Consider the following 20,265-nt stretch of genomic DNA (forward strand, 5'->3'; position numbering starts at 1 on the left):
GCCTTCCCGGTACGGCCCCGCTGCTGGCGGCCCGCCGCTTCCTGACCCGCGAGACCGTCGGCGACCACGGGCGCACGCTGCACCAGGTGAGCGGCAACGAGTGGGACTCGTTCTACCGTGACCGCTGGCGCTACGACAAGGTGGTCCGCTCCACGCACGGCGTGAACTGCACCGGCTCCTGCTCCTGGAACGTGTTCGTCAAGGACGGCCTGATCACCTGGGAGCACCAGGCCACCGACTACCCGACGACCGGGCCGGACGCCCCGGACTACGAGCCGCGCGGGTGCCCGCGCGGCGCCTCCTTCTCCTGGTACGAGTACTCGCCGTCGCGCGTGCGGCACCCGTACGTGCGTGGGGTCCTGGCCGAGATGTTCCGGGAGGCGCGGCACCGCCTGGGCGACCCGGTGCTCGCGTGGGCCGAGATCGTCGAGACACCGCTGAAGGCGGCCGCCTACAAGGCGCAGCGCGGCCGGGGCGGCTTCGTCCGGGCGAGCTGGGACGAGGCGATCGAGATGATGGCCGCCGCGCACGTCTACACGACGAAGACGTACGGCCCGGACCGCGTGGTCGGGTTCTCCCCGATCCCCGCGATGTCGATGGCCTCGTTCGCGGCCGGCACCCGCTACCACGCGCTGCTCGGCGGCACGCTGCTCAGCTTCTACGACTGGTACGCCGACCTGCCCATCGCCTCCCCGCAGATCTGGGGCGACCAGACCGACGTACCCGAGGCCGGCGACTGGTGGAACGCCACGTACCTGATGATGTGGGGCTCCAACATCCCAGTGACCCGTACGCCCGACGCGCATTTCCTCGCCGAGGCCCGTTACAAGGGCACGAAGGTCGTCGCGGTCAGCCCCGACTACGCCGACAATGTGAAGTTCGCCGACGACTGGCTGGCACCGCACCCGGGCACCGACGGCGCGCTCGCGATGGCGATGGGCCACGTGGTGCTGACCGAGTTCTTCCGGGACCGGCAGGTGCCGTACTTCACCGACTACGTGCGCCGCTTCACCGACCTGCCGTTCCTGGTCACGGTCGAGAACGGCAAGGCCGGCCGGTTCCTGACCGCCGCCGACCTCGGTCTCGCCCCGGGAGAGGACGCCGGTGAGCACAAGACCGTGCTGATCGACGAGCGGACCGGCGAGCCGGTCGTGCCGAACGGCTCGCTCGGATTCCGGTACGGCGAGCCCGGCCGCTGGAACCTCGACCTGGGCGACGTGGTGCCCGCCCTGGGCATCGACTCCGACGAGACCGCGGAGGTCGACCTCGCCCGCTTCGACGTCGGTGACACCGAGGGCGGTTCGACCGTGCGCCGCGGCGTCCGCGTCCGGCGCATCGGCAAGCACCTCGTCACCACCGTGTTCGACCTGCTCCTGGCCCAGTACGGCGTGCGCCGCGGCGACCTGCCCGGCGAGTGGCCCACCGGCTACGACGACGCCGAGTCGCCCAACACCCCGGCGTGGCAGGAGAAGATCACCGGCGTACCGGCCGCGCTCGCCACCCGGATCGGCCGCGAGTTCGCCCGCAACGCCGAGCGCAGCCGGGGCCGCTCGATGATCGTGCTCGGCGCCGGCGCGAACCAGTGGTTCCACTCGGACATGACGTACCGGGCGTTCATCGCGCTGGTCACGCTCACCGGCTGCCAGGGCGTCAACGGCGGCGGCTGGGCGCACTACGTCGGGCAGGAGAAGGCCCGCCCGGTCACCGGCCAGCAGCACATGTCGTTCGCCTTCGACTGGCAGCGGCCGATGCGGCACCAGGCCAGCACGCCGTTCTGGTACCTGCACACCGACCAGTGGCGCTACGAGCGGGTCCCGGCCGACGAGCTGTCGTCGCCGCTGGGCACCGGCCGGTTCGCCGGCATGGCGTTCGCGGACACCGTCGCGGCCGCCCAGCGGATGGGCTGGACGCCCGGGCACCCGTTCTTCAACCGCAACCCCCTGGACCTGACCGACGAGGCCCGCGAGGCCGGGGTCGGCGTGCAGGACCACATCGTGTCCGAGCTGAAGGCCGGCCGCTTGAAGGCCGCCGCGGAGGACCCGGACGACCCGGCGAACTTCCCCCGCTGCCTGACGCTGTGGCGCTGCAACCTGCTGGGCTCGTCCGGCAAGGGCAACGAGTACTTCATGCGCCACCTGCTGGGCGTCGAGGGATCCGCCACCGCCGACGAGTGCGACCCGGACCACCGGCCGCGCGACGTGGCGTGGCGCGACGACGCACCGACCGGCAAGCTCGACCTGCTCACCGCGGTCGACTTCCGGATGACCAACACCGGCCTGCACGCCGACGTGGTCCTCCCGGCCGCGACCTGGTACGAGAAGCACGACATCTCCACCACCGACATGCACCCGTTCGTGCACGCGTTCAGCCCGGCCGTGGAGCCGCCCGGCGACGCGCACACCGACTACGACGCGTTCCTCGCCCTGGCCGACAAGGTCAGCGAGCTGGCCGTGGACCACCTCGGCGTCCGCCACGACGTGCTCGCCGCGCCGCTGCAGCACGACACCCCGGACGAGCTGGCCACCCCCGGCGGCCGGGTACGCGACTGGAAGGCCGGCGAGTGCGAGCCGGTGCCGGGCCGGACGATGCCGAAGCTCGTCGAGATCGAGCGGGACTACACCCAGATCGGCCGGAAGATGCGGACGGTCGGCCCGCTGCTCGACAAGGTGGGCACCACGACCAAGGCGATCACCGTCGACGTCACGCCGGAGATCGAATACCTCAAGCACCAGAACGGCGTGATCGACGGGCGTCCCTCGCTGGCGACCGCCGACCGCATGTGCGAGGCGATCCTCACGCTGTCCGGCACCACCAACGGGCGGGTGGCCGCGGCCGGCTTCGCCGAGCTGGAAGCCCGTACGGGGCAGCCGTTCAAGGACCTGATCGAGGGTCACGAGACCGACCGGATCACGTACGCGCAGACGCAGGACGCGCCGCAGCCGGTTTTCACCAGCCCGGAGTGGTCCGGCTCGGAGAAGGGCGGCCGGCGGTACTCGCCGTTCACGCTCAACGTGGAGCGGCTCAAGCCCTGGCACACCGTCACCGGCCGCCAGCACTTCTTCGTCGAGCACGACTGGGTGGCCGAGCTGGGCGAGCAGTTGCCGGCGTTCCGGCCGCCGCTGAACATGGCCCGGCACTTCGGCAGGCCCGGCGACGCCGTCGACGGTGGGGTGACCGTACGGTTCCTCACCCCGCACGCGAAGTGGTCGGTCCACTCGATGTACCACGACAACGAGCTGATGCTCGCGCTGTCCCGCGGCGGCCCGGTGATCTGGATGAGCGTCCAGGACGCCGAGAAGATCGGCGTACGCGACAACGACTGGATCGAGGCCCACAACCGCAACGGCGTGGTCGTCGCGCGGGCCGTGGTCAGCCACCGGATGCCCGAGGGCACGGTGTTCCAGTACCACTCCCCCGAGCGCACGGTGAACGTCCCCAAGGCGGAGAAGTCGCGCCGGCGCGGCGGCTACCACAACTCGATGACCCGGCTGCTCATCAAGCCCACGCATCTGGCCGGCGGGCACGCCCAGCTCACGTACGCCTTCAACTACTACGGCCCGATCGGCAGCCAGCGCGACGAGATCACCGTGATCCGCCGCCGGACCCAGGAAGTGGAGTACTGATGCGGATCCGCGCGCAGGTCGCCATGGTGATGAACCTCGACAAGTGCATCGGCTGCCACACCTGCTCGGTGACGTGCAAGCAGACCTGGACCAACCGGGAGGGCACCGAGTACGTCTGGTTCAACAACGTCGAGACCAAGCCGGGCATCGGCTACCCGAAGCACTACGAGGACCAGGAACGCTGGAAGGGCGGCTGGAAGCTCGACGGCAAGGGGCGGCTGGTGCTGCGCTCCGGCGGCCGGGCCAAGCGGCTCAGCCGGATCTTCGCCAACCCGGACCTGCCGAGCATCGACGACTACTACGAGCCCGCGACGTTCGACAAGGACATCCTCGTCACCGCACCCGCCGGGCTCACCGACACCCCGGTGAAGCGCCCGCACTCCGCGCTCACCGGCGAGCCGATGGCGGTCACCTGGGGCGCCAACTGGGAGGACTCGCTCGGCGGCCAGTCCGGTCAGGACGACCCGAACCTGGCCCGGATGGCCACGAAGGTGAAGTTCGAGTTCGAGAAGACCTTCATGTTCCACCTCCCGCGCATCTGCGAGCACTGCCTCAACCCGGCGTGCGTCTCCGCCTGCCCGTCCGGCGCGATGTACAAGCGCGAGGAGGACGGGATCGTGCTGGTCGACCAGGACCGGTGCCGGGGCTGGCGGATGTGCGTGTCGGCGTGCCCGTACAAGAAGGTCTACGTCAACCACGCGACGGGCAAGGCCGAGAAGTGCACGTTCTGCTTCCCGCGCATCGAGGCCGGGCAGCCGACCGTCTGCTCGGAGACCTGCGTCGGCCGCCTGCGCTACCTCGGCATCGTCCTGTACGACGAGGACGCCGTGCTGGCCGCCGCCTCGGTCGAGGACGAGCACGAGCTGCTCGACGCGCAGCGCGCGGTGTTCCTGGACCCGGACGACCCCGAGGTGGAGCGGGCCGCCCGTGAGGCCGGCATGGCCGACGAGTGGATCGACGCGGCGAAGCGTTCCCCGATCCGCAAGCTGATCAGCGAGTACAAGATCGCGCTGCCGCTGCACCCGGAATACCGCACGCTGCCGATGGTCTGGTACGTGCCGCCGCTGTCGCCCGTGCTCGACGCGGCCGGGGCCGCCGGGCGCGACGACACCGACGCGGACGACGTCTTCCACACGATCCGCGAGCTGCGCATCCCGGTCGAGTACCTGGCCGAGCTGTTCACCGCGGGCGACACCGACGCGGTCTCCGGGGTGCTGATGAAGCTCGCCGCGATGCGCTCGTACATGCGGGCCCGCACCCTCGACGGGACCGTCGCCGAGGAGCTGCTGGACAGCATCGGGATGACCGGCGAGCAGGTCGAGGCCATGTACCGGCTGCTCGCCATCGCCAAGTACGACGAGCGGTACGTGATTCCCGCCGCCCACGCCAAGGAGGCGGCGGCCCTGGACGCGCAGGCCGCCGGGTGTTCGCTGGATCGCGAGGGCGGCCCGGGGATGATGACCCTCACCCCGGTACGGGGCCGGTCATGAGGTCCCGCGTCTTCGAGCTGGCCGCCCTGCTGCTCACCTATCCCGACGACGAGTTGCTCGCCGCCGGTGACGAACTGCGCGAGGCCGCCGCGCGCGTCGAGCCCCCGGCGGTCCGTGAGCAGGTCACCGCGTTCCTCGACTGGCTGACCGCGACGCCGGCCATCGAGGCGCAGCGGCACTACGTGCAGACCTTCGACCTGCGCCGGCGCTCCGGGCTGTACCTCACCTACTACCTGCACGGCGACACCCGCAAGCGCGGGATGGCCCTGCTCGTGCTCAAGCAGCGGTACCGCGCCCACGGCCTGCGGCTGACCGGCGGCGAGCTGCCCGACCTGCTGCCGGTGGTGCTGGAGTTCGCCGCCACCGCCGGGCCCGGGGACGGCGAGGCGCCGCTGCGCCAGCACCGGCAGGGCCTCGAGCTGCTGCGCGCCGCGCTGACCGAGGACGGCACGCCGTACCGGCACCTGCTGGACGCGGTCTGCTCGGTGCTGCCCGGGCTCACCGACGAGGACCGGGCGGCCATCGCGGCGCTCGCCTCGGACGGGCCGCCGGTCGAGACGGTCGGCCTGGACAGCATCGGCGCCGGCCCCGATGTCACCCCGTACCCCACCTGCTCCCCCGCGGAGGCGTCCCGATGACCACCCTGCTCTGGGTCGTCCTGCCCTATGCCTGCCTCGCCGTCTTCGCCGCCGGGCACGTCTGGCGCTGGCGGCACGACCAGTTCGGCTGGACCACCCACACCAGCCAGCTGCTGGAGAGCCGGCTGCTGCGGCTCGGCTCCCCGCTGTTCCACCTCGGCGCGTTCGGCGTCATCGGCGGGCACGCCATGGGGCTGCTCATCCCCGAGTCGCTCACCGAACGGCTCGGCGTGCCGGAGGACGCGTACCACGTGGTGTCGGTGGGCGGCGGCACGGTGACCGGGCTGATGCTGGTCGCGGGGCTCTCGCTGCTGATCGCCCGCCGGTTCGTCAACGGCCGGGTCCGGCGGGTCACCACGACGATGGACAAGGTCCTGTACGCCTGCCTCGCCGCGATGGTGGTGCTCGGCATGACGGCCACGGTCGGCAAGAACCTGCTCGGCGGCGGGTACGACTACCGGGAGACCATCGCCGTCTGGTTCCGCGGGATCTTCTATTTCCACCCGCACAGCGAGCTGATGACCGGCGCCCCGCTCGTCTACCAGCTCCACGCGCTGGGCGGGTTCCTGTTCCTCGCGCTGTGGCCGTTCACCCGGCTGGTGCACGTGTGGTCGGCGCCGATGGCGTACCTGTGGCGCCCGTACGTCGTCTACCGGGGCCGCCGCCGGCCCGCACCCGCGCCGCAACCCGCGCCCGCCGCGGTCCGCGACGCCGGGCGCGACCCGGTGTCATCCGGGCACTGACCTGGGCCGAGAGTCCGGGACGAGGTCCCGCCAGGCCGGGTCGAAGGTCCCTACTGGCGGCGGCTCCGCTACCGGAGCCTGAACGGGAGCGTCCGGATCATCAGCCACCGGCCGCGACCAGCGAGACGTGGAGATGACATGACCACCACCCCACAGTCGGCCACCGGCCGCGGCGGCAAGCCGGGCGTGATGCTCGCCCTGGCCACGATCGGCTTCGCGGTGAACTTCTGGGCCTGGGCGTTGCTCAGCCCGCTGGCCACGAAGTTCACCACCACCCTGCACCTCAGCTCGTTCCAGCAGTCGCTGCTGGTGGCCGTACCGGTCGTGGTCGGCTCGCTCGGGCGGATCCCGATCGGCGCGCTGACCGACCGGTTCGGCGGCCGGATCATGTTCCCGCTGGTCTCACTCTCGACCATCGTCCCGGTGCTGTACCTGGGCCTGTTCGGGCACAGCTCGCTGCCGGCGATCCTGGTCGGCGGCTTCTTCCTCGGCATCGGCGGCACCGCGTTCGCCGTCGGCGTGCCGTTCGTCAACGCCTGGTTCCCGCCCGAGCGGCGCGGCTTCGCGGTCGGCGTGTTCGGCATGGGCATGGGCGGCACCGCGATCAGCGCGCTCACCACGGTCAAGCTCGTCAACGCGAACAGCCTGCAGACCCCGTTCCTGATCACCGCCGCGGTGCTGGCCCTCTACGCCGGGGTCGCCTGGCTGGTGCTGCGTGACGCGCCCGGCCGGGTCGTTCCCACCACCCCGCTCGCCACCCGCCTCGCCGCCACCTCCCGGCTGCGCATCACCTGGCAGGCCGCCGCCCTGTACGCGGTCGCCTTCGGCGGGTACGTCGCCTTCTCCGTCTACCTCCCGGCCTACCTGAAGAACGCGTACGGGCTCACCCAGGCCGACGCCGCGAACCGGATGGCCGGCTTCGTCCTGCTCGCCGTGCTCATGCGCCCCATCGGCGGCTGGCTCTCCGACCGCATCCCGGCCAGCCGGGTGCTCGCCGGCGCCCTCGGCGTGGTGGTCCTCGGCGCGCTCGCCCAGTCCTTCACCCCGGGTCTGGCCCCGCTCGGCACCGTCGCGTTCCTCTCCATGGCCGCCGCGCTCGGCACCGGCAGCGGCGCCACCTTCGCCCTCGTCGCGCAGAAGGCCCCGGCGAACCAGGTCGGCTCGGTCACCGGCGTGGTCGGCGCGGCCGGTGGGCTCGGCGGCTTCGTCCCGCCGCTGGTCATGGGCTCCATCTACGGCAGCTACCACTCGTACGCGATCGGCCTGGTCCTGCTCGCCGTGGTGGCCGGCGCGGCGCTGCTGCTGAACCTGTTCTCGGTCGGGCGCCGCGACGCCGTGGCGGCCTGAGCCACCATGCCCGAGGTGCGACGGCTGCGGCACGCCTCCGCGGAACGCCCGTTCATCGTGATCTGGGAGGCCACCCAGGCCTGCCCGCTCGCCTGCCACCACTGCCGCGCCTCGGCCCGCCCCCAGCGTGACCCGGCCGAACTGACCACCGGCGAGGCCACCGGCCTCATGGCCCAGGTGGCTCAGTTCGGCCGGCCGGCGCCGCTGTTCGTCATCACCGGCGGCGACCCGTTCCAGCGCCCCGACCTGACCACGCTGGTGCGCCGGGGCACCGAGCTGGGGCTCGCGGTGTCGGTGTCCCCCTCCGGCACCCCTACGCTGACCCGCGAGGCCCTCTCCCAGCTCCGCGACGCCGGAGCCCGCGCGATCTCCCTGAGCCTGGACGCGGCCGGCCCGGCCGCGCACGACGGTTTCCGCGGCGTCGACGGCGTGTACGCGCTGACCACCCGGGCCTGGCGCGACGCCGCCGACCTCGGGCTCAAGGTGCAGATCAACACGACCGTCACCCGGCGTACGGTCGACGAGCTGCCGGACATCGCCGCGCAGGTACGCGACCGCGGCGCCATGCTGTGGAGCGTCTTCTTCCTCGTACCCACCGGGCGCGGGCGCGACCTGGCCGCCCTCGACGCCGCCGAGACCGAGGACGTCCTGCACCTGCTGTACGACCTCGGCGAGACCGTGCCCGTCAAGACCACGGAGGCCCACCACTTCCGCCGCGTCTGCCTGCAACGCGCGGTCATGGCCCGGCAGGGCGTCCCCGCTCCCGGCCTCGGCCCGCTGTACCGGCGGCTGCGGCGGCGCCTCGACGACCTCGGCCTGACGAGCGGGCCGCGGCGGCCCCGGCGCCCACCCCTGCGGGTCAGCGCGGGCGACGGCTTCGTCTTCGTCTCGCACCGCGGCCAGGTCCACCCCAGCGGCTTCCTCCCGCTCCCGGCCGGCGACGTCCGCACGCAGAGTCTGGTCGACATCTACCGCGACGCGCCGCTGTTCCGGGCCCTGCGCGACCCGGACCGGCTGGGCGGGCGGTGCGGCGCGTGCGAGTTCCGTGCGGTGTGCGGCGGCTCCCGCGCCCGGGCGTACGCGACGACCGGCGACGTGCACGCCGAGGAGCCCGCGTGCGGCTACCAGCCGGGCTCGTTCCCGTACCCGGTCGACGCGCTCGCCCAAACTTGATTCATTCCAGATTGCGGACTACGTTGGCCGGGTGACGGCGGACCTCGAGGCGGAGCTCCGGGCGGTCCCCCTGCGGGTGACCCGGCCCCGGGTCGCCGTGCTCTCGGCGCTGCGCCGGCACCCCCACGTCGACACCGACACGGTCATCGCGCTGGTCCGCGCCGAGCTGCCCACGGTCTCCCACCAGGCCGTGTACGACGTGCTCCGCGCGCTCACCGACGCCGGGCTGGTCCGGCGCATCCAGCCGGCCGGCGCGACCGCGCGCTACGAGCGCCGGGTCGGTGACAACCACCACCACCTGGTGTGCCGTCGTTGCGGCGCCATCGCCGACGTGGACTGCGCCGCCGGCGAAGCCCCCTGTCTCACCGCCTCCGACGACCACGGGTTCGTGGTCGACGAGGCGGAGGTCGTCTACTGGGGCACGTGCCCCGACTGCGCGACCGAACGCCCTCTCCCGCAATCGGCCCGTTCGGAAGGAAGCACATGAGCGACACCCAGGACCACCCCGCCAGCGCCCAGGGCGTGGACAAGAAGGCGGCGGAAGGCTGCCCGGTCGCGCACGACTCCGTGACCGCGCACGGCAGCGAGAGCGAGAACCCGGCGATCGACTCGCCGACGCCGAAGACCGGCGGGCGCCCGCGTACGGTCCGCGACTGGTGGCCGAACCAGCTCGACCTGTCGGTGCTGCACGCCCACTCGCCGAAGGGCAACCCGCTGGGCCCGGACTTCAGCTACGCCAAGGAGTTCGCCAAGCTCGACGTCGAAGCGCTCAAGCGGGACATCGCCGAGGTCCTCACCACCTCGCAGGACTGGTGGCCGGCGGACTTCGGCCACTACGGCGGCCTGATGATCCGGATGAGCTGGCACGCCGCGGGCACGTACCGGATCAACGACGGCCGCGGCGGGGCCGGTGACGGCGGCCAGCGCTTCGCGCCGCTGAACAGCTGGCCCGACAACGCCAACCTGGACAAGGCCCGCCGCCTGCTGTGGCCGGTCAAGGCGAAGTACGGCCAGAAGATCTCGTGGGCCGACCTTCTCGTGCTCGCCGGCAACGTGGCCCTGGAGTCGATGGGCTTCAAGACCTTCGGCTTCGGCTTCGGCCGCGTGGACGTCTGGGAGCCCGAGGAGATCTTCTGGGGCCCGGAGGACACCTGGCTGGGCGACGAGCGGTACGTCTCCGAGAAGGAGATGTCCGAGGGCGTCGGCGCGACCGAGATGGGCCTCATCTACGTCAACCCCGAGGGCCCCCGCGGCAGCGCGGACCCGCTCGCGGCCGCCCACTTCATCCGGGAGACCTTCCGCCGGATGGCGATGAACGACGAGGAGACCGTCGCGCTCATCGCCGGCGGCCACACGTTCGGCAAGACCCACGGCGCGGGCGTGGCGGACAACCACGTCGGCCCCGAGCCCGAGGGCGCCCCGCTGGAGAACCAGGGCCTGGGCTGGCTGAGCACGTACAACAGCGGCAAGGGCGCCGACACGATCACCAGCGGCCTCGAGGTGACCTGGACCGACAAGCCCACGCAGTGGAGCAACCGGTTCTTCGAGATCCTGTTCGGCTTCGAGTGGGAGCTCACCACCAGCCCCGGCGGCGCGAAGCAGTGGGTCGCCAAGGACGCGCCGGAGATCATCCCGGACCCGTTCGACCCGGCGAAGAAGCACCGGCCGACGATGCTCACCACCGACCTGTCGCTGCGCGTCGACCCGGCGTACGAGAAGATCTCGCGCCGTTTCCTGGAGAACCCGGACGAGTTCGCGCTGGCCTTCGCCAAGGCCTGGTACAAGCTGCTGCACCGCGACATGGGCCCGGTCAGCCGCTTCCTCGGCCCCTGGGTGCCGGAGGCGCAGCTGTGGCAGGACCCGGTGCCGGCCGTCGACCACGAGCTCGTGGGCGACGCCGACATCGCCGCCCTCAAGGCGAAGGTCCTGGAGTCCGGCCTGACCACCGCCCAGCTGGTCTCCACCGCGTGGGCCTCGGCGGCCAGCTACCGCTCCACCGACAAGCGCGGCGGCGCCAACGGTGCCCGCATCCGCCTCGAGCCGCAGCGGAACTGGGAGGTCAACCAGCCCGAGCAGCTCGCCACGGTGCTGAGCACCCTCGAGGGCATCCAGCGCGAGTTCAACGAGGCCGGCGGCGCGAAGATCTCGCTCGCCGACCTGATCGTGCTGGCCGGCTCGGCCGCCGTGGAGAAGGCGGCGCGTGACGCCGGCGTCGAGACCACCGTGCCGTTCCACCCGGGCCGCACGGACGCCTCCCAGGAGCAGACCGACGTCGAGGCGTTCGGGGTCCTGGAGCCGCGCGCCGACGGGTTCCGCAACTACCTGCGGCCGGGCGAGAAGACCCAGCCGGAGGTGCTGCTCGTCGACCGGGCGTACATGCTGAACCTGACCGCGCCCGAGATGACCGTGCTCGTCGGCGGCCTGCGGGCCCTGGGCAACACCGTCGGCGACAGCCGGCACGGCGTGCTCACCGACCGGCCCGGCGCGCTCACCAACGACTTCTTCGCCAACCTGCTCTCCCCCGGCACCCGGTGGAAGGCGTCGCAGTCCGAGGAGCACGTGTACGAGATCCGCGACGTGACCACCGACGAGGTGAAGTGGACCGCCACCGCGGTCGACCTCATCTTCGGGTCCAACTCGCAGCTGCGCGCCCTCGCCGAGGTCTACGCGAGCGACGACGCCCGGGAGAAGTTCGTGGCGGACTTCGTCGCGGCCTGGACCAAGGTCATGGAGCTCGACCGGTTCGACCTCGCCTGATCCGTACGCCCGACGGGCCCCGGCCGATCCCCGCGATCGGTACGGGGCCCGTCCCCGTCGTGGAGAGAAGGAGACATCGCATGTCCGTCATCGTCGTCGGCGCCGGCCCAGGTATCGGCCTGGCCACCGCTCGTCGCTTCGCCCGCGAGGGACACCCGATCGGGCTCGTCGCCCGCACCGAGGCCCGCCTCGACCGGCATGCGCAGGAGCTGCGGGGCGAGGGCGCCGAGGTGGAGTGGGCAGCCGCCGACGCCCAGGACCCGCAGGCGCTGCGCACGGCCGTCCGCGACCTGGCCGGCCGCCTCGGGCCGGCCGGCGTGCTCGCGTACGTGCCGCTGCCCGACGTCGCCACCATCAAGCCGGTCGGTGAGACGACCGGCGAGGACGTGGCCCGGGCGCTGGCCCTCGGCGTGACGGGCGCGGTCGCCGCCACCGAGGCCGTCCTGCCCGCGATGCTGGAACGCGGGCGCGGCACGCTGCTCTACACGACCGGCAGCGCCGCCGTGAACCCCAGCCCCGAACGCGCCACCAGCGCGGTCGCCAACGCCGCCGAGACGACGTACGTGCGGCTGCTGCACGAGGCCCTCACACCACGCGGCCTGCGCGTCGCCCAGCTCACGATCGTCGGGGCGGTCGGTGCGGGCCTGAAGCACGAGCCGGCCACCGTGGCGGACCGGCTGTGGGAGCTGCACTCCGCGCCCGGCGAGGCGCTGACCGTCCTGCCCTGACGGCGCGGGCGGGCACCGTCACCGGACGCTGCCCGCCCGCGCCGGGCGGGTGCCCAGGGCCAACGCGACGGCCGGCACGAGCAGGACCGCGCCGGTGACCACGATGGAGGTCGACACGCCGGCCCAGGTCGCCACGAGGCCGCCGAGCAGGACCCCGGCGACGGTGCAGTTCACCATGAGGGCGTTGAGCAGCGCGATGCCGCGTCCGCGCAGCTCGTCCGGCAGGTCGTGGAGCAGGATGTTGGCGACCGGCACCTGCACGAGGCTCATGCCCAGGCCGGCGAGCGCGCACCACGCGCACGCGAGCGCGACCCCTCCGGCGGGCCAGCGGTGGTCGATCGGCCAGAGCACGAGCAGAGACACGGCGAACAGGCCCACGGCGGCGGCCAGCAGCCGGGTCAGCGGGAGGCGGCGGACCAGCGCCGGCCCGGAGAACGCGCCGAGCACCGCCCCGCCGCCCAGCATCGCCTGGGCGAGCCCGAAGTCGAACGCGGGCAGGCCGAACGTGACCAGCAACTGGGTGTTCACGTTGGTGGTGAACAGGCCGATCGCCACCATGACGGGGACCATCATCCACGCGAGCACGCGCAGCGACGGGATCCGCAGGGCGCCGGTGATGCCCTCGCGCAGCGACCTCCAGTACTGTCCGGGGCCGGCGGTGGTGACCGTGGCGCCCCGCAGCACCGCGAGGCTGCCGAGCAGCACCGCGCTGGCCACGAACGTCACGGCGTCGACGACGAAGGACGCCCGTACGCCGACGGCCGCGATGAGGATGCCGCCGGCCAGCGGGCCGATCAGGTTGAGCGCCTGCACCGTGCTCTGGAACAGCGCGATGGCCGACGGCAGGCTGTGACCGCCGACCACCTTGGGGATCGCGGCCATCCGAGCCGTCTCGAAGACCGACTTCCCGACGCCCTCCAGGAAGATCAGCGCCAGCAGCAGCGGGGCGCTGCGCACCGCGGGGATCATCGCGAGCACGATCGCGAAGCGGGCCAGGTCCGCACCGACCAGCAGCGCCCGCGGCGACATCCGGTCCACCAGCGGGCCGATGAACGTCCCGAGGACCCCGGACGGCAGCAGCTGGGCGATCACCACCGCGGCGATGAACAGGGCCGGCGCACCGGTCAGCGTGGCGGCCACGTAGACGACGGTGACCTTCGCGATGCCGTCGCCGAGGTAGGAGACGACGACCGCCAGCCAGTACCGGAGGTAGACCCTGTCCCGCAGCAGCTCCCGCACTCGCGAACCTTAACGGGCCGGGTCCCTCAGCAGCCGACCCGCCTGGACGCGAGCGCGAGGTCGTCGATCCACACATCGAAGCCGGCGGGTGTCGTGCCGGACTGGTAGAGCTGCCAGCCGATCTTCACGGTGTCCACGGTGGGCAGCACGAACGGTACGGGGTTGCCGCCGTGCTCGTCCTCGGTGGCCGTCAGCGTGGTCTCGCCGTCGAACCAGGTCGTCACCGTGTTCGTCGCCGTGTCGAAGCGCCATTCGACGCATTGCCACGTCCCCGCGTCGGCGGGTGCGGACTCCGTCCACGCCGTCCAGTCGCCGGTGGGGCCGCCGTCCGCCCCGATGCCCCAGAGGGACCGGCCGGCCGGGGGGACGTACTGGCCGCCGACCGGGCGGACCACCTCGGCGCTGCCCGTACCGGTCGCCTCGACGAGGGTGAAGTGCGCCCAGTCGGGCGCCGTCGGGAAGGCGCCGACCCGCAGCCGCATCCGGCCGTAGAAACCCTCCGCGGGTACGGCGAGGTCGTCGACGCGCAGGAACGCGCGGCCGTTGTCGACCGTACGGACGTGCAGCACCTTGCCCCGACCGGCGGACCGGCGCTCGACGGTGAGGGTGCCGTTGCGGGTGTCGATCCCCCAGTCGAGGCTGGCGGCGCCGCCGACCGGCAGCCGGTCGAAGTTCTCGCAGAACAGGGCACCGCGCGGCGGGCAGTCCCGGGCCGGCGGCGCGGCGGTGGCGCCGCCGGCGAACAGCGGGAGCGTGAGCACGGACAGGGCGGTCAGCAGGCCGATGCGCTTCAACCGGTCCTCCTCGAGGGGCGACTATGGGAGCGCTCCCATCATCACACACATCGATGTCCGCCCGGCGCCCTCAGGCCGCGGCGCGCCTCATCGCGGCGCTCGCGACTCCGTTGAGGACGGTCAGATCGGCCGCACCCAGCGTCGAGTCCGACATCATGACCACCACGACGTAGTGATCGACAGCGGCGGCGACGTAACCGACGTACCGGTCACCCTCGTCGTAGTTGCCGAGGAACAGCACGGTGTCCGGCCCGAGATGGTCCTCGGCGACCGGGTCGAAGCCGTTGCTCCCACCGCCCACGCCGCACCGCGCCAGCTGCGCCTTCAGCTCGGCGATGTACGCGTGCGCCCCGTCGCCCCGGTAACGGGCGACGTTCTCGTAGACCCGGAACCGGCTGCTGTAGTCGGCGGCCTCCGTACGGCTCGCGGCGGGCAGCGGCACGGGCGTGTCCGCGCACGGCTGCGGCAGCAACGGCCACACCAGCCCGTCCTCCACCGGCCCGGGCACCGCCCCGCCCAGATCCTCCGGCTGCAGCATGACCCGGTCCGGAATCCCCCGCGGCCGCGCCCCCGCCGCGGCCGGCGCGCCCGCCGACACGAGCCCGAGCACAGCGGCCATCACGATCATCAATGTCTTTCGCATGCGCCCATCCTGCAGACCCCGGGCAACCCCGCCGGCCGGCCACCGCGACCCGGTCCTAGCCGATCCCCCAGGCGCGCAGGAGCCGGTCGATCTGCTCCTCGACGGCGACGGACCAGGGCCGGTCCCGCTTGTGGATCCGCAGCGACACCACGCCGTGCAGCCCCACCCACAGGTCCTCCGCCGTCGCCTCCGACGGCTCGTCGAGGACGGCGATCACGCTGTCGATGTGGGCCAGGAGCTTGTCGGCCGCGTCCGTACGGACGTAGTCCTCGCCCAGCTGGTCCGCACTCTCGAAGCGGAGCTGGTAGAGGCCGGGATGGGCCAGACCCCAGGCCGCGTACGCGTGAGCGAAGCCCCGGAGCCGGTCCGCGGGCGGCCGGGCGGGGTCGTCGGCGGCGGACACCGCGGTGACGAAGGCCTGGTCGATGGTCAGGAGGATGACCCGGTTGAGGCTGCTCTGCGACGGGAAGTGCCGGTAGACCGCGGTCGGCGTGACACCGCACTCGCGGGCCACCGCTCGCAGCGACGGGACCGACAGCGGCAGGCCCGGCGACGCCAGCTCCATCGCGGCGGCGACCAGCTGGTCGTACCGACCCCGCACCCGCACCCGGTCACCATAACGCAGGCCGTTGTTTACGGGTGTTAACGTCGACAGCTGTTGATCGATCGACGAGAGGCCCGCCGACATGCGGTACCGGGGTACGACCTTCCTGATCACCGGCGCGAGCTCCGGCATCGGCGCCGAGTTCGCCCGCCGGCTCGGCGAGCGGGGCGCCGGCCTCGTCCTCGTCGCGCGCCGCGAGGACCGCCTCGAGGCGCTCGCCGCGGAGCTCCGCCGTGACCGGCCGGGCATCGCGGTGACCTGTCTGGCCGCCGACCTCTCCCGGCCCGTGCCGGGTGCGGCACTGTCCGCCGCCCTCGCCGAGCGCGGCATCGCCGTCGGCGCCCTCGTCAACTGCGCCGGTCTGGGCGTCACCGGCCCCTTCCTCGAGGCCACGCCCGAGGCGATGCACCAGCAGATCGACGTGAACGTGTCGGCGCTGACCGACCTCACCGCCACCTTCCTGCCCGGCATCGTCGCGCACGGGTCCGGCGCGCTGATCAACGTCGCGAGCCTGACCGCGTACCAGCCAGTGCCGGGAATGGCCGTCTACGCGGCGACGAAGGCCTTCGTGCTGCGCTTCACCGAGGCCCTGGCGTACGAGCTGCGCGGCACCGGGGTCCGGGTGCTCGCCCTGTCCCCCGGCCCGACCCGCAGCGAGTTCTACACCGTCAGCGGTACCGACGAGACCGGCGTGACCTTCGAGACCCCCGCCGACGTCGTCGCCACGGCCCTGCGGGCGCTGGACTCGTCCGGGGCGGCGAGCGTGGTCTCCGGCCGCATGAACAAGGTCATCGCCGCCGCGGCCGGACTGCTGCCCCGCCGCCTGGTCGTCAGGGCCGCGGCGAACTCCGTACGCCCGGCCTGAAAGATTTCCTGTCACATCCGCGCCGGTGGTGGTGCTCTACAGGTGTGGACGTTGTACGACACGGTGGGATCGCAGCGGCGGCCCGGCGGGTGGAGCCGAGCGGCCCGCCCGTGCGCGCCGACCTCGAGGACGTTTTCCGCGCCGCGTACGCCCGGGTCGTCGGGGTCGCCGCCCGGGTGCTCGGGACGCGCGACGAGGCCGAGGACGTGGCCCAGGAGGTGTTCCTGAGCTTCGGGCGTACGGCCGTGCCCGCCGCGGAGGCACCGGGCTGGCTGTCGGTCGCCGCCGCGCACACCGCGCTGAACCATCTTCGTTCCGGCCGTCGCCGGGCCGCTCGCGAGGGGCAGGCCGGTGACGGCCTCGCCGTCTCGCCGGACGTCGCCGACGCGGTCGTGACCCGCGACGAGCACCGCCGCGTCCGGGCCGCGCTGGCCCGGCTGCCCCGCAAGCACGCCGTCGCCCTCGTCCTGCGGCACAGCGGCCTCAGCTACGCCGAGGTCGCCGCCACTCTCGGCCTCTCCCCCGGCAGCGTGGGCACCACCGTGCGACGCGCCGAGTCCGCCCTACGCGAGGAGTTGAACCGCCATGCGTCGTCATCCGACTGACGGCACGCTGCGCCGGCTGCTGGACGAGCCGGCCGGCGTCGCCGATGCCGACCGCGAGCACGTCGCCGGCTGCCCGGTGTGCCTCTCCGGGCTGGCCGCCGCCCGCGCCGATGCGGCCGTCGCCGCCGACGCCCTGAGCACCGAGGTCACCGCCGATGTGGACGCCGCCTGGCAGCGGCTGACGGCCGGCGCTGCCGCAGTACCACCCGCGGTCCAGGTCGCCCCGCCGCGGCGGGCGCGGTGGCGGGCCGCCCTGCGCAGCCCCGTGATCGCCGCCGCCGGCGTCGTGGCACTGCTCGCCGGGGCCGGTGCCGCGGCCGCGGCCGACTGGCTACCGATCTTCCGCACCGAACGCATCGCCCCGGTGACGCTCACCCAGGCGGATCTGGTCGCGCTGCCGGACCTTTCCGCGTACGGCGACCTGCGCGTCTCCTCGGAGCCGAACGTACGCCCGGTCGCCGGCGCCTCCACCGCTGCCCAGCTCACCGGGCTCACCGTTCCCCGCGTCGGCGAGCTGCCCCGCGGCGTGACCGGGGAACCGACGTACCAGGTGGGCGACCGGGTCACGGCGGTGTACACGTTCTCGGCCGCGAAGGCGGCGCAGACCGCGACGGCGGCCGGCGAGACGCTGCCCACGCCGCCACCGGGGCTCGACGGCAGCCAGTTCCGCCTCACCGCCGGCCCGGGGATGGCCGCGGTCTGGACGGAGGCTCGGGGCGTGCCGGCCCTCGTGGTGGCTCGCGCGGTGGCGCCGGCGGCGTACTCCTCGGGGGTGCCGTTCGCGACCGCGCGGGACTACCTGCTGAAGCTGCCCGGCCTGCCGGCGGACGTCGCGGCGCAGCTGCGGGCCTTCTCCGGTGACGGCACGACCCTGCCGCTGCCGGTCAACTCCCGCTACCTGACCAGCTCGGCCGCGAAGGTCGGCGGGAAACCCGCCACGGTCCTCACCTCGCGCGACGGCGCGCTGGCGGGCGTGGTGTGGGCGGACGCCGGCGTGATCAACGCGGTGGCGGGCTCGCTCAGCGCCGACGAGGTGCTGTCGGTCGCCCGGGAGCTGCGGTGACGCCGGTGACCTCCGGGCCGGACCTGGACGCCGCGCGGCAGCTGCTCGCCGAGCTGCCCGCGGCGCCCGCCGTGTGGGCCTCGGGGCTGCGCAAACGGTACCGGCGCCGGACCGCGGTCGACGGCGTGTCGCTCACCGTCGGCCGCGGCGAGGTGGTCGGGCTGCTCGGGCCCAACGGCGCCGGCAAGACCAGCGTCATCAAGATCCTGCTCGGCCTCGTCCGGCCCGACGCCGGCGAGGTGCTGCTGCTCGGCCGCCCGGCCCGGGACCCGCGGGCCCGCGCCCGGGTCGGCTACCTGCCCGAACTCTTCCGGTACCAGCCCTGGCTCACCGCCGCCGAGGTGCTGAACCTGCACATCCGCCTGACCGGGGCCGCCGTACCCGCCGCGGACCGGCGCGAATGCCTGGGTCTCGTCGGCCTCGCCGATCGCGCCGGCGACCGGGTCGGCGGCTTCTCCAAAGGTATGCAGCAGCGGCTCGGGCTGGCCGTCGCCCTGGTCACCGGCCCCGACCTCGTCGTGCTGGACGAGCCCACCAGCGCCCTCGACCCGGTGGGCCGGGCCGACGTCCGCGACATCCTGCTGTCGCTGCGCGGACGCGGGGTCGCGGTGCTGCTCAACTCGCACCTCATCGGCGAGGTCGAACGGGTCTGCGACCGGGCCGTCATCCTCGACAAGGGCCGGGTCGCGGCCGCCGGGACGCTCGCGGAGCTGCTGGGCCGGCGCGAACTCCGGCTGCGGCTCGACGGCGTCGGGGCGGAGGCGGAGGCCCGGCTCGCCGCCGCCGGCCGGCTCACCCGCAGCGGGGACGCGTACACGGTCACGCTGCCCGCCGAGCCCGACGACACCACGGTGCCCGGGCTCGTCGCCGACCTCGTCGGGCTGGGGGTGCGGGTGCACGCCGTCGAACCGGCCCGGATCAGCCTCGAGGAACGGCTGCTGGACATCCTGCGTACCGGCGCCCAGGAGGACCACCGATGACCCTGCGTACCGTGCTCACGATCGCGGCCCTCACCCTGCAGGAAGCCGCCCGGCGGCGGGTGTTGCGCTCGCTCGCGGTCCTGACCGTCGCGCTGCTCGCGCTGAGCGCCTGGGGCTTCTCCCGGCTGGACGCGGAGTTCGGCGGCCTCACCAGCGGCGAGGCCCGGGTCGCCGGCTCCACGGTGCTCAACCTGGTGATGTTCGGGCTGAGCCTGATCGCCGCCCTCGGTACGGCGTTCCTCGCCGGCCCCACCCTGTCCGGGGAGGTCGAGTCCGGCATCGCGCTGGCGGTACTGGCCCGCCCGATCCGCCGCAGCGCGGTGCTGGTCGGCAAGTGGCTCGGGCTCGTCGTGTTCGGCGGCGTCTTCGTGAGCCTGGCCGGCTTCACCCAGTTCCTCATCGTCCGGGCCACCGTCGGCTACTGGCCACCGCACCCGCTCACCGGCCTGGCGCTGCTCGCCGCCCAGACCACGGTCCTGCTCACCCTGGGCCTGCTGCTCTCCACCGCCATCTCCCCGATGGCCTCAGGCATCGTGGCCGTCGGCCTGTTCGGCGCCACCTGGATCGCCGGCGTGGTCGGCTCGGTCGGCGAGGCCCTCGGCAACGACAGCGTCGCCCAGGTGGGCACGGTCTCCCGCATGCTGCTCCCGACGGACGGCCTCTGGCGCGGCGCGATGAACTCGTTCCAGGACCCGGCGCTGCTGCGGCAGGTCGGCTCGGGCATCGAGGAATCACCGTTCCTGAGCATGTCGCCGCTGACGGCGGCATATCTGGGATGGGCGGCGATCTGGATCGCGGCGGTACTGACCCTGTCGGCGCTGTCCTTCCAGCGCCGGGACCTCTAGATGTAGTGATCAGCACCGTTGTTGATGCGGGTGATCGGTGGTTGGCCGGCGAGGGCGGTGTGTCCGCGGTGATGGTTGTAAGTGTGCAACCATCCGGGAAGTGCGTCGGCGCGGTCTTGGCTGCTGGT

General features: G+C 73.1%; 18 protein-coding genes and 1 pseudogene. 14 read left to right on the forward strand and 5 right to left on the reverse strand.

The annotated features are described in order from the left end of the window. Positions 1–20 precede the first annotated feature (20 nt). The 9 genes from IT780_RS35750 to IT780_RS35790 all read left to right on the forward strand — a co-directional run bounded on the left by IT780_RS35750 (position 21) and on the right by IT780_RS35790 (position 12,499). On the forward strand, positions 21–3,623 hold the full coding sequence (locus tag IT780_RS35750; RefSeq protein ID WP_233414058.1) for a nitrate reductase subunit alpha: 3,603 nt from the start codon (positions 21–23) through the stop codon (positions 3,621–3,623). Next, positions 3,623–5,113, forward strand: coding sequence for a nitrate reductase subunit beta (gene narH, locus IT780_RS35755; protein WP_199516277.1), 1,491 nt, complete (start codon positions 3,623–3,625; stop codon positions 5,111–5,113). Before IT780_RS35750 ends, narH begins: the two co-directional genes overlap by 1 nt. Continuing rightward, entirely contained in the window at positions 5,110–5,751 is a 642-nt protein-coding gene (gene narJ, locus IT780_RS35760) for a nitrate reductase molybdenum cofactor assembly chaperone (protein ID WP_199516278.1), read from the forward strand. The genes narH and narJ overlap by 4 nt, the downstream gene beginning before the upstream one ends. After that, complete coding sequence (narI, locus tag IT780_RS35765) at positions 5,748–6,494, forward strand: respiratory nitrate reductase subunit gamma (RefSeq protein WP_199516279.1); 747 nt, start codon at positions 5,748–5,750, stop codon at positions 6,492–6,494. The genes narJ and narI overlap by 4 nt, the downstream gene beginning before the upstream one ends. A 138-nt stretch (positions 6,495–6,632) precedes the next feature. Beyond that, positions 6,633–7,841, forward strand: coding sequence for an MFS transporter (locus IT780_RS35770; protein WP_307831546.1), 1,209 nt, complete (start codon positions 6,633–6,635; stop codon positions 7,839–7,841). Between the two features lie 6 nt (positions 7,842–7,847). Continuing rightward, positions 7,848–9,014 (forward strand): TIGR04053 family radical SAM/SPASM domain-containing protein, encoded by a 1,167-nt coding sequence (locus IT780_RS35775; RefSeq protein WP_199516280.1) that lies wholly within the window; start codon positions 7,848–7,850, stop codon positions 9,012–9,014. A gap of 31 nt (positions 9,015–9,045) precedes the next feature. Continuing rightward, entirely contained in the window at positions 9,046–9,501 is a 456-nt protein-coding gene (locus IT780_RS35780) for a Fur family transcriptional regulator (RefSeq protein WP_199516281.1), read from the forward strand. Continuing rightward, positions 9,498–11,771, forward strand: coding sequence for a catalase/peroxidase HPI (gene katG, locus IT780_RS35785; RefSeq protein ID WP_199516282.1), 2,274 nt, complete (start codon positions 9,498–9,500; stop codon positions 11,769–11,771). Before IT780_RS35780 ends, katG begins: the two co-directional genes overlap by 4 nt. 80 nt (positions 11,772–11,851) lie before the next feature. Continuing rightward, complete coding sequence (locus tag IT780_RS35790; RefSeq protein WP_199516283.1) at positions 11,852–12,499, forward strand: SDR family NAD(P)-dependent oxidoreductase; 648 nt, start codon at positions 11,852–11,854, stop codon at positions 12,497–12,499. An 18-nt stretch (positions 12,500–12,517) separates the two neighbouring features. Here IT780_RS35790 and IT780_RS35795 read toward each other — a convergent pair whose 3' ends face one another. The 4 genes from IT780_RS35795 to IT780_RS35810 form a co-directional block, all read right to left on the reverse strand. Continuing rightward, on the reverse strand, positions 12,518–13,738 hold the full coding sequence (locus tag IT780_RS35795; protein WP_199516284.1) for an MFS transporter: 1,221 nt from the start codon (positions 13,736–13,738) through the stop codon (positions 12,518–12,520). A 26-nt stretch (positions 13,739–13,764) separates the two neighbouring features. Continuing rightward, positions 13,765–14,532, reverse strand: a complete 768-nt coding sequence (locus tag IT780_RS35800; protein WP_233414036.1) for a hypothetical protein — start codon at positions 14,530–14,532, stop codon at positions 13,765–13,767. A gap of 70 nt (positions 14,533–14,602) precedes the next feature. Further along, the gene (locus tag IT780_RS35805) at positions 14,603–15,175 is read right to left on the reverse strand and encodes a hypothetical protein (protein WP_199516285.1); all 573 of its coding nucleotides are present in this window, start codon (positions 15,173–15,175) and stop codon (positions 14,603–14,605) included. Between the two features lie 55 nt (positions 15,176–15,230). Continuing rightward, positions 15,231–15,782: a TetR/AcrR family transcriptional regulator gene (locus tag IT780_RS35810; RefSeq protein ID WP_199516286.1), complete on the reverse strand. Its 552-nt coding sequence runs from the start codon at positions 15,780–15,782 to the stop codon at positions 15,231–15,233. Between the two features lie 79 nt (positions 15,783–15,861). Here IT780_RS35810 and IT780_RS35815 point away from each other — a divergent pair, with 79 nt between their 5' ends. From IT780_RS35815 to IT780_RS35835, 5 genes are read left to right on the forward strand one after another with little or no spacing between them, the layout of a single operon-like run. Continuing rightward, the gene (locus tag IT780_RS35815; protein ID WP_199516287.1) at positions 15,862–16,644 is read left to right on the forward strand and encodes an SDR family NAD(P)-dependent oxidoreductase; all 783 of its coding nucleotides are present in this window, start codon (positions 15,862–15,864) and stop codon (positions 16,642–16,644) included. Positions 16,645–16,688: 44 nt separating this feature from the next. After that, the gene (locus tag IT780_RS35820) at positions 16,689–17,249 is read left to right on the forward strand and encodes a sigma-70 family RNA polymerase sigma factor (protein WP_307831548.1); all 561 of its coding nucleotides are present in this window, start codon (positions 16,689–16,691) and stop codon (positions 17,247–17,249) included. Continuing rightward, entirely contained in the window at positions 17,230–18,312 is a 1,083-nt protein-coding gene (locus IT780_RS35825) for a hypothetical protein (RefSeq protein ID WP_199516288.1), read from the forward strand. Before IT780_RS35820 ends, IT780_RS35825 begins: the two co-directional genes overlap by 20 nt. After that, positions 18,309–19,292 carry an ABC transporter ATP-binding protein gene (locus IT780_RS35830; protein ID WP_199516289.1) on the forward strand — a complete coding sequence of 328 codons (984 nt, stop codon included), beginning with the start codon at positions 18,309–18,311 and terminating at the stop codon, positions 19,290–19,292. The genes IT780_RS35825 and IT780_RS35830 overlap by 4 nt, the downstream gene beginning before the upstream one ends. After that, on the forward strand, positions 19,289–20,137 hold the full coding sequence (locus tag IT780_RS35835) for an ABC transporter permease (RefSeq protein WP_199516290.1): 849 nt from the start codon (positions 19,289–19,291) through the stop codon (positions 20,135–20,137). Before IT780_RS35830 ends, IT780_RS35835 begins: the two co-directional genes overlap by 4 nt. Here IT780_RS35835 and IT780_RS35840 read toward each other — a convergent pair. Beyond that, positions 20,134–20,265: pseudogene (locus IT780_RS35840) on the reverse strand (IS481 family transposase); the annotation flags it as partial. The gene IT780_RS35835 and the pseudogene IT780_RS35840 overlap by 4 nt on opposite strands.

The organism is Nucisporomicrobium flavum (assembly GCF_016464385.1).
In the GTDB taxonomy this organism is placed as follows: domain Bacteria; phylum Actinomycetota; class Actinomycetes; order Mycobacteriales; family Micromonosporaceae; genus Actinoplanes; species Actinoplanes flavus_A.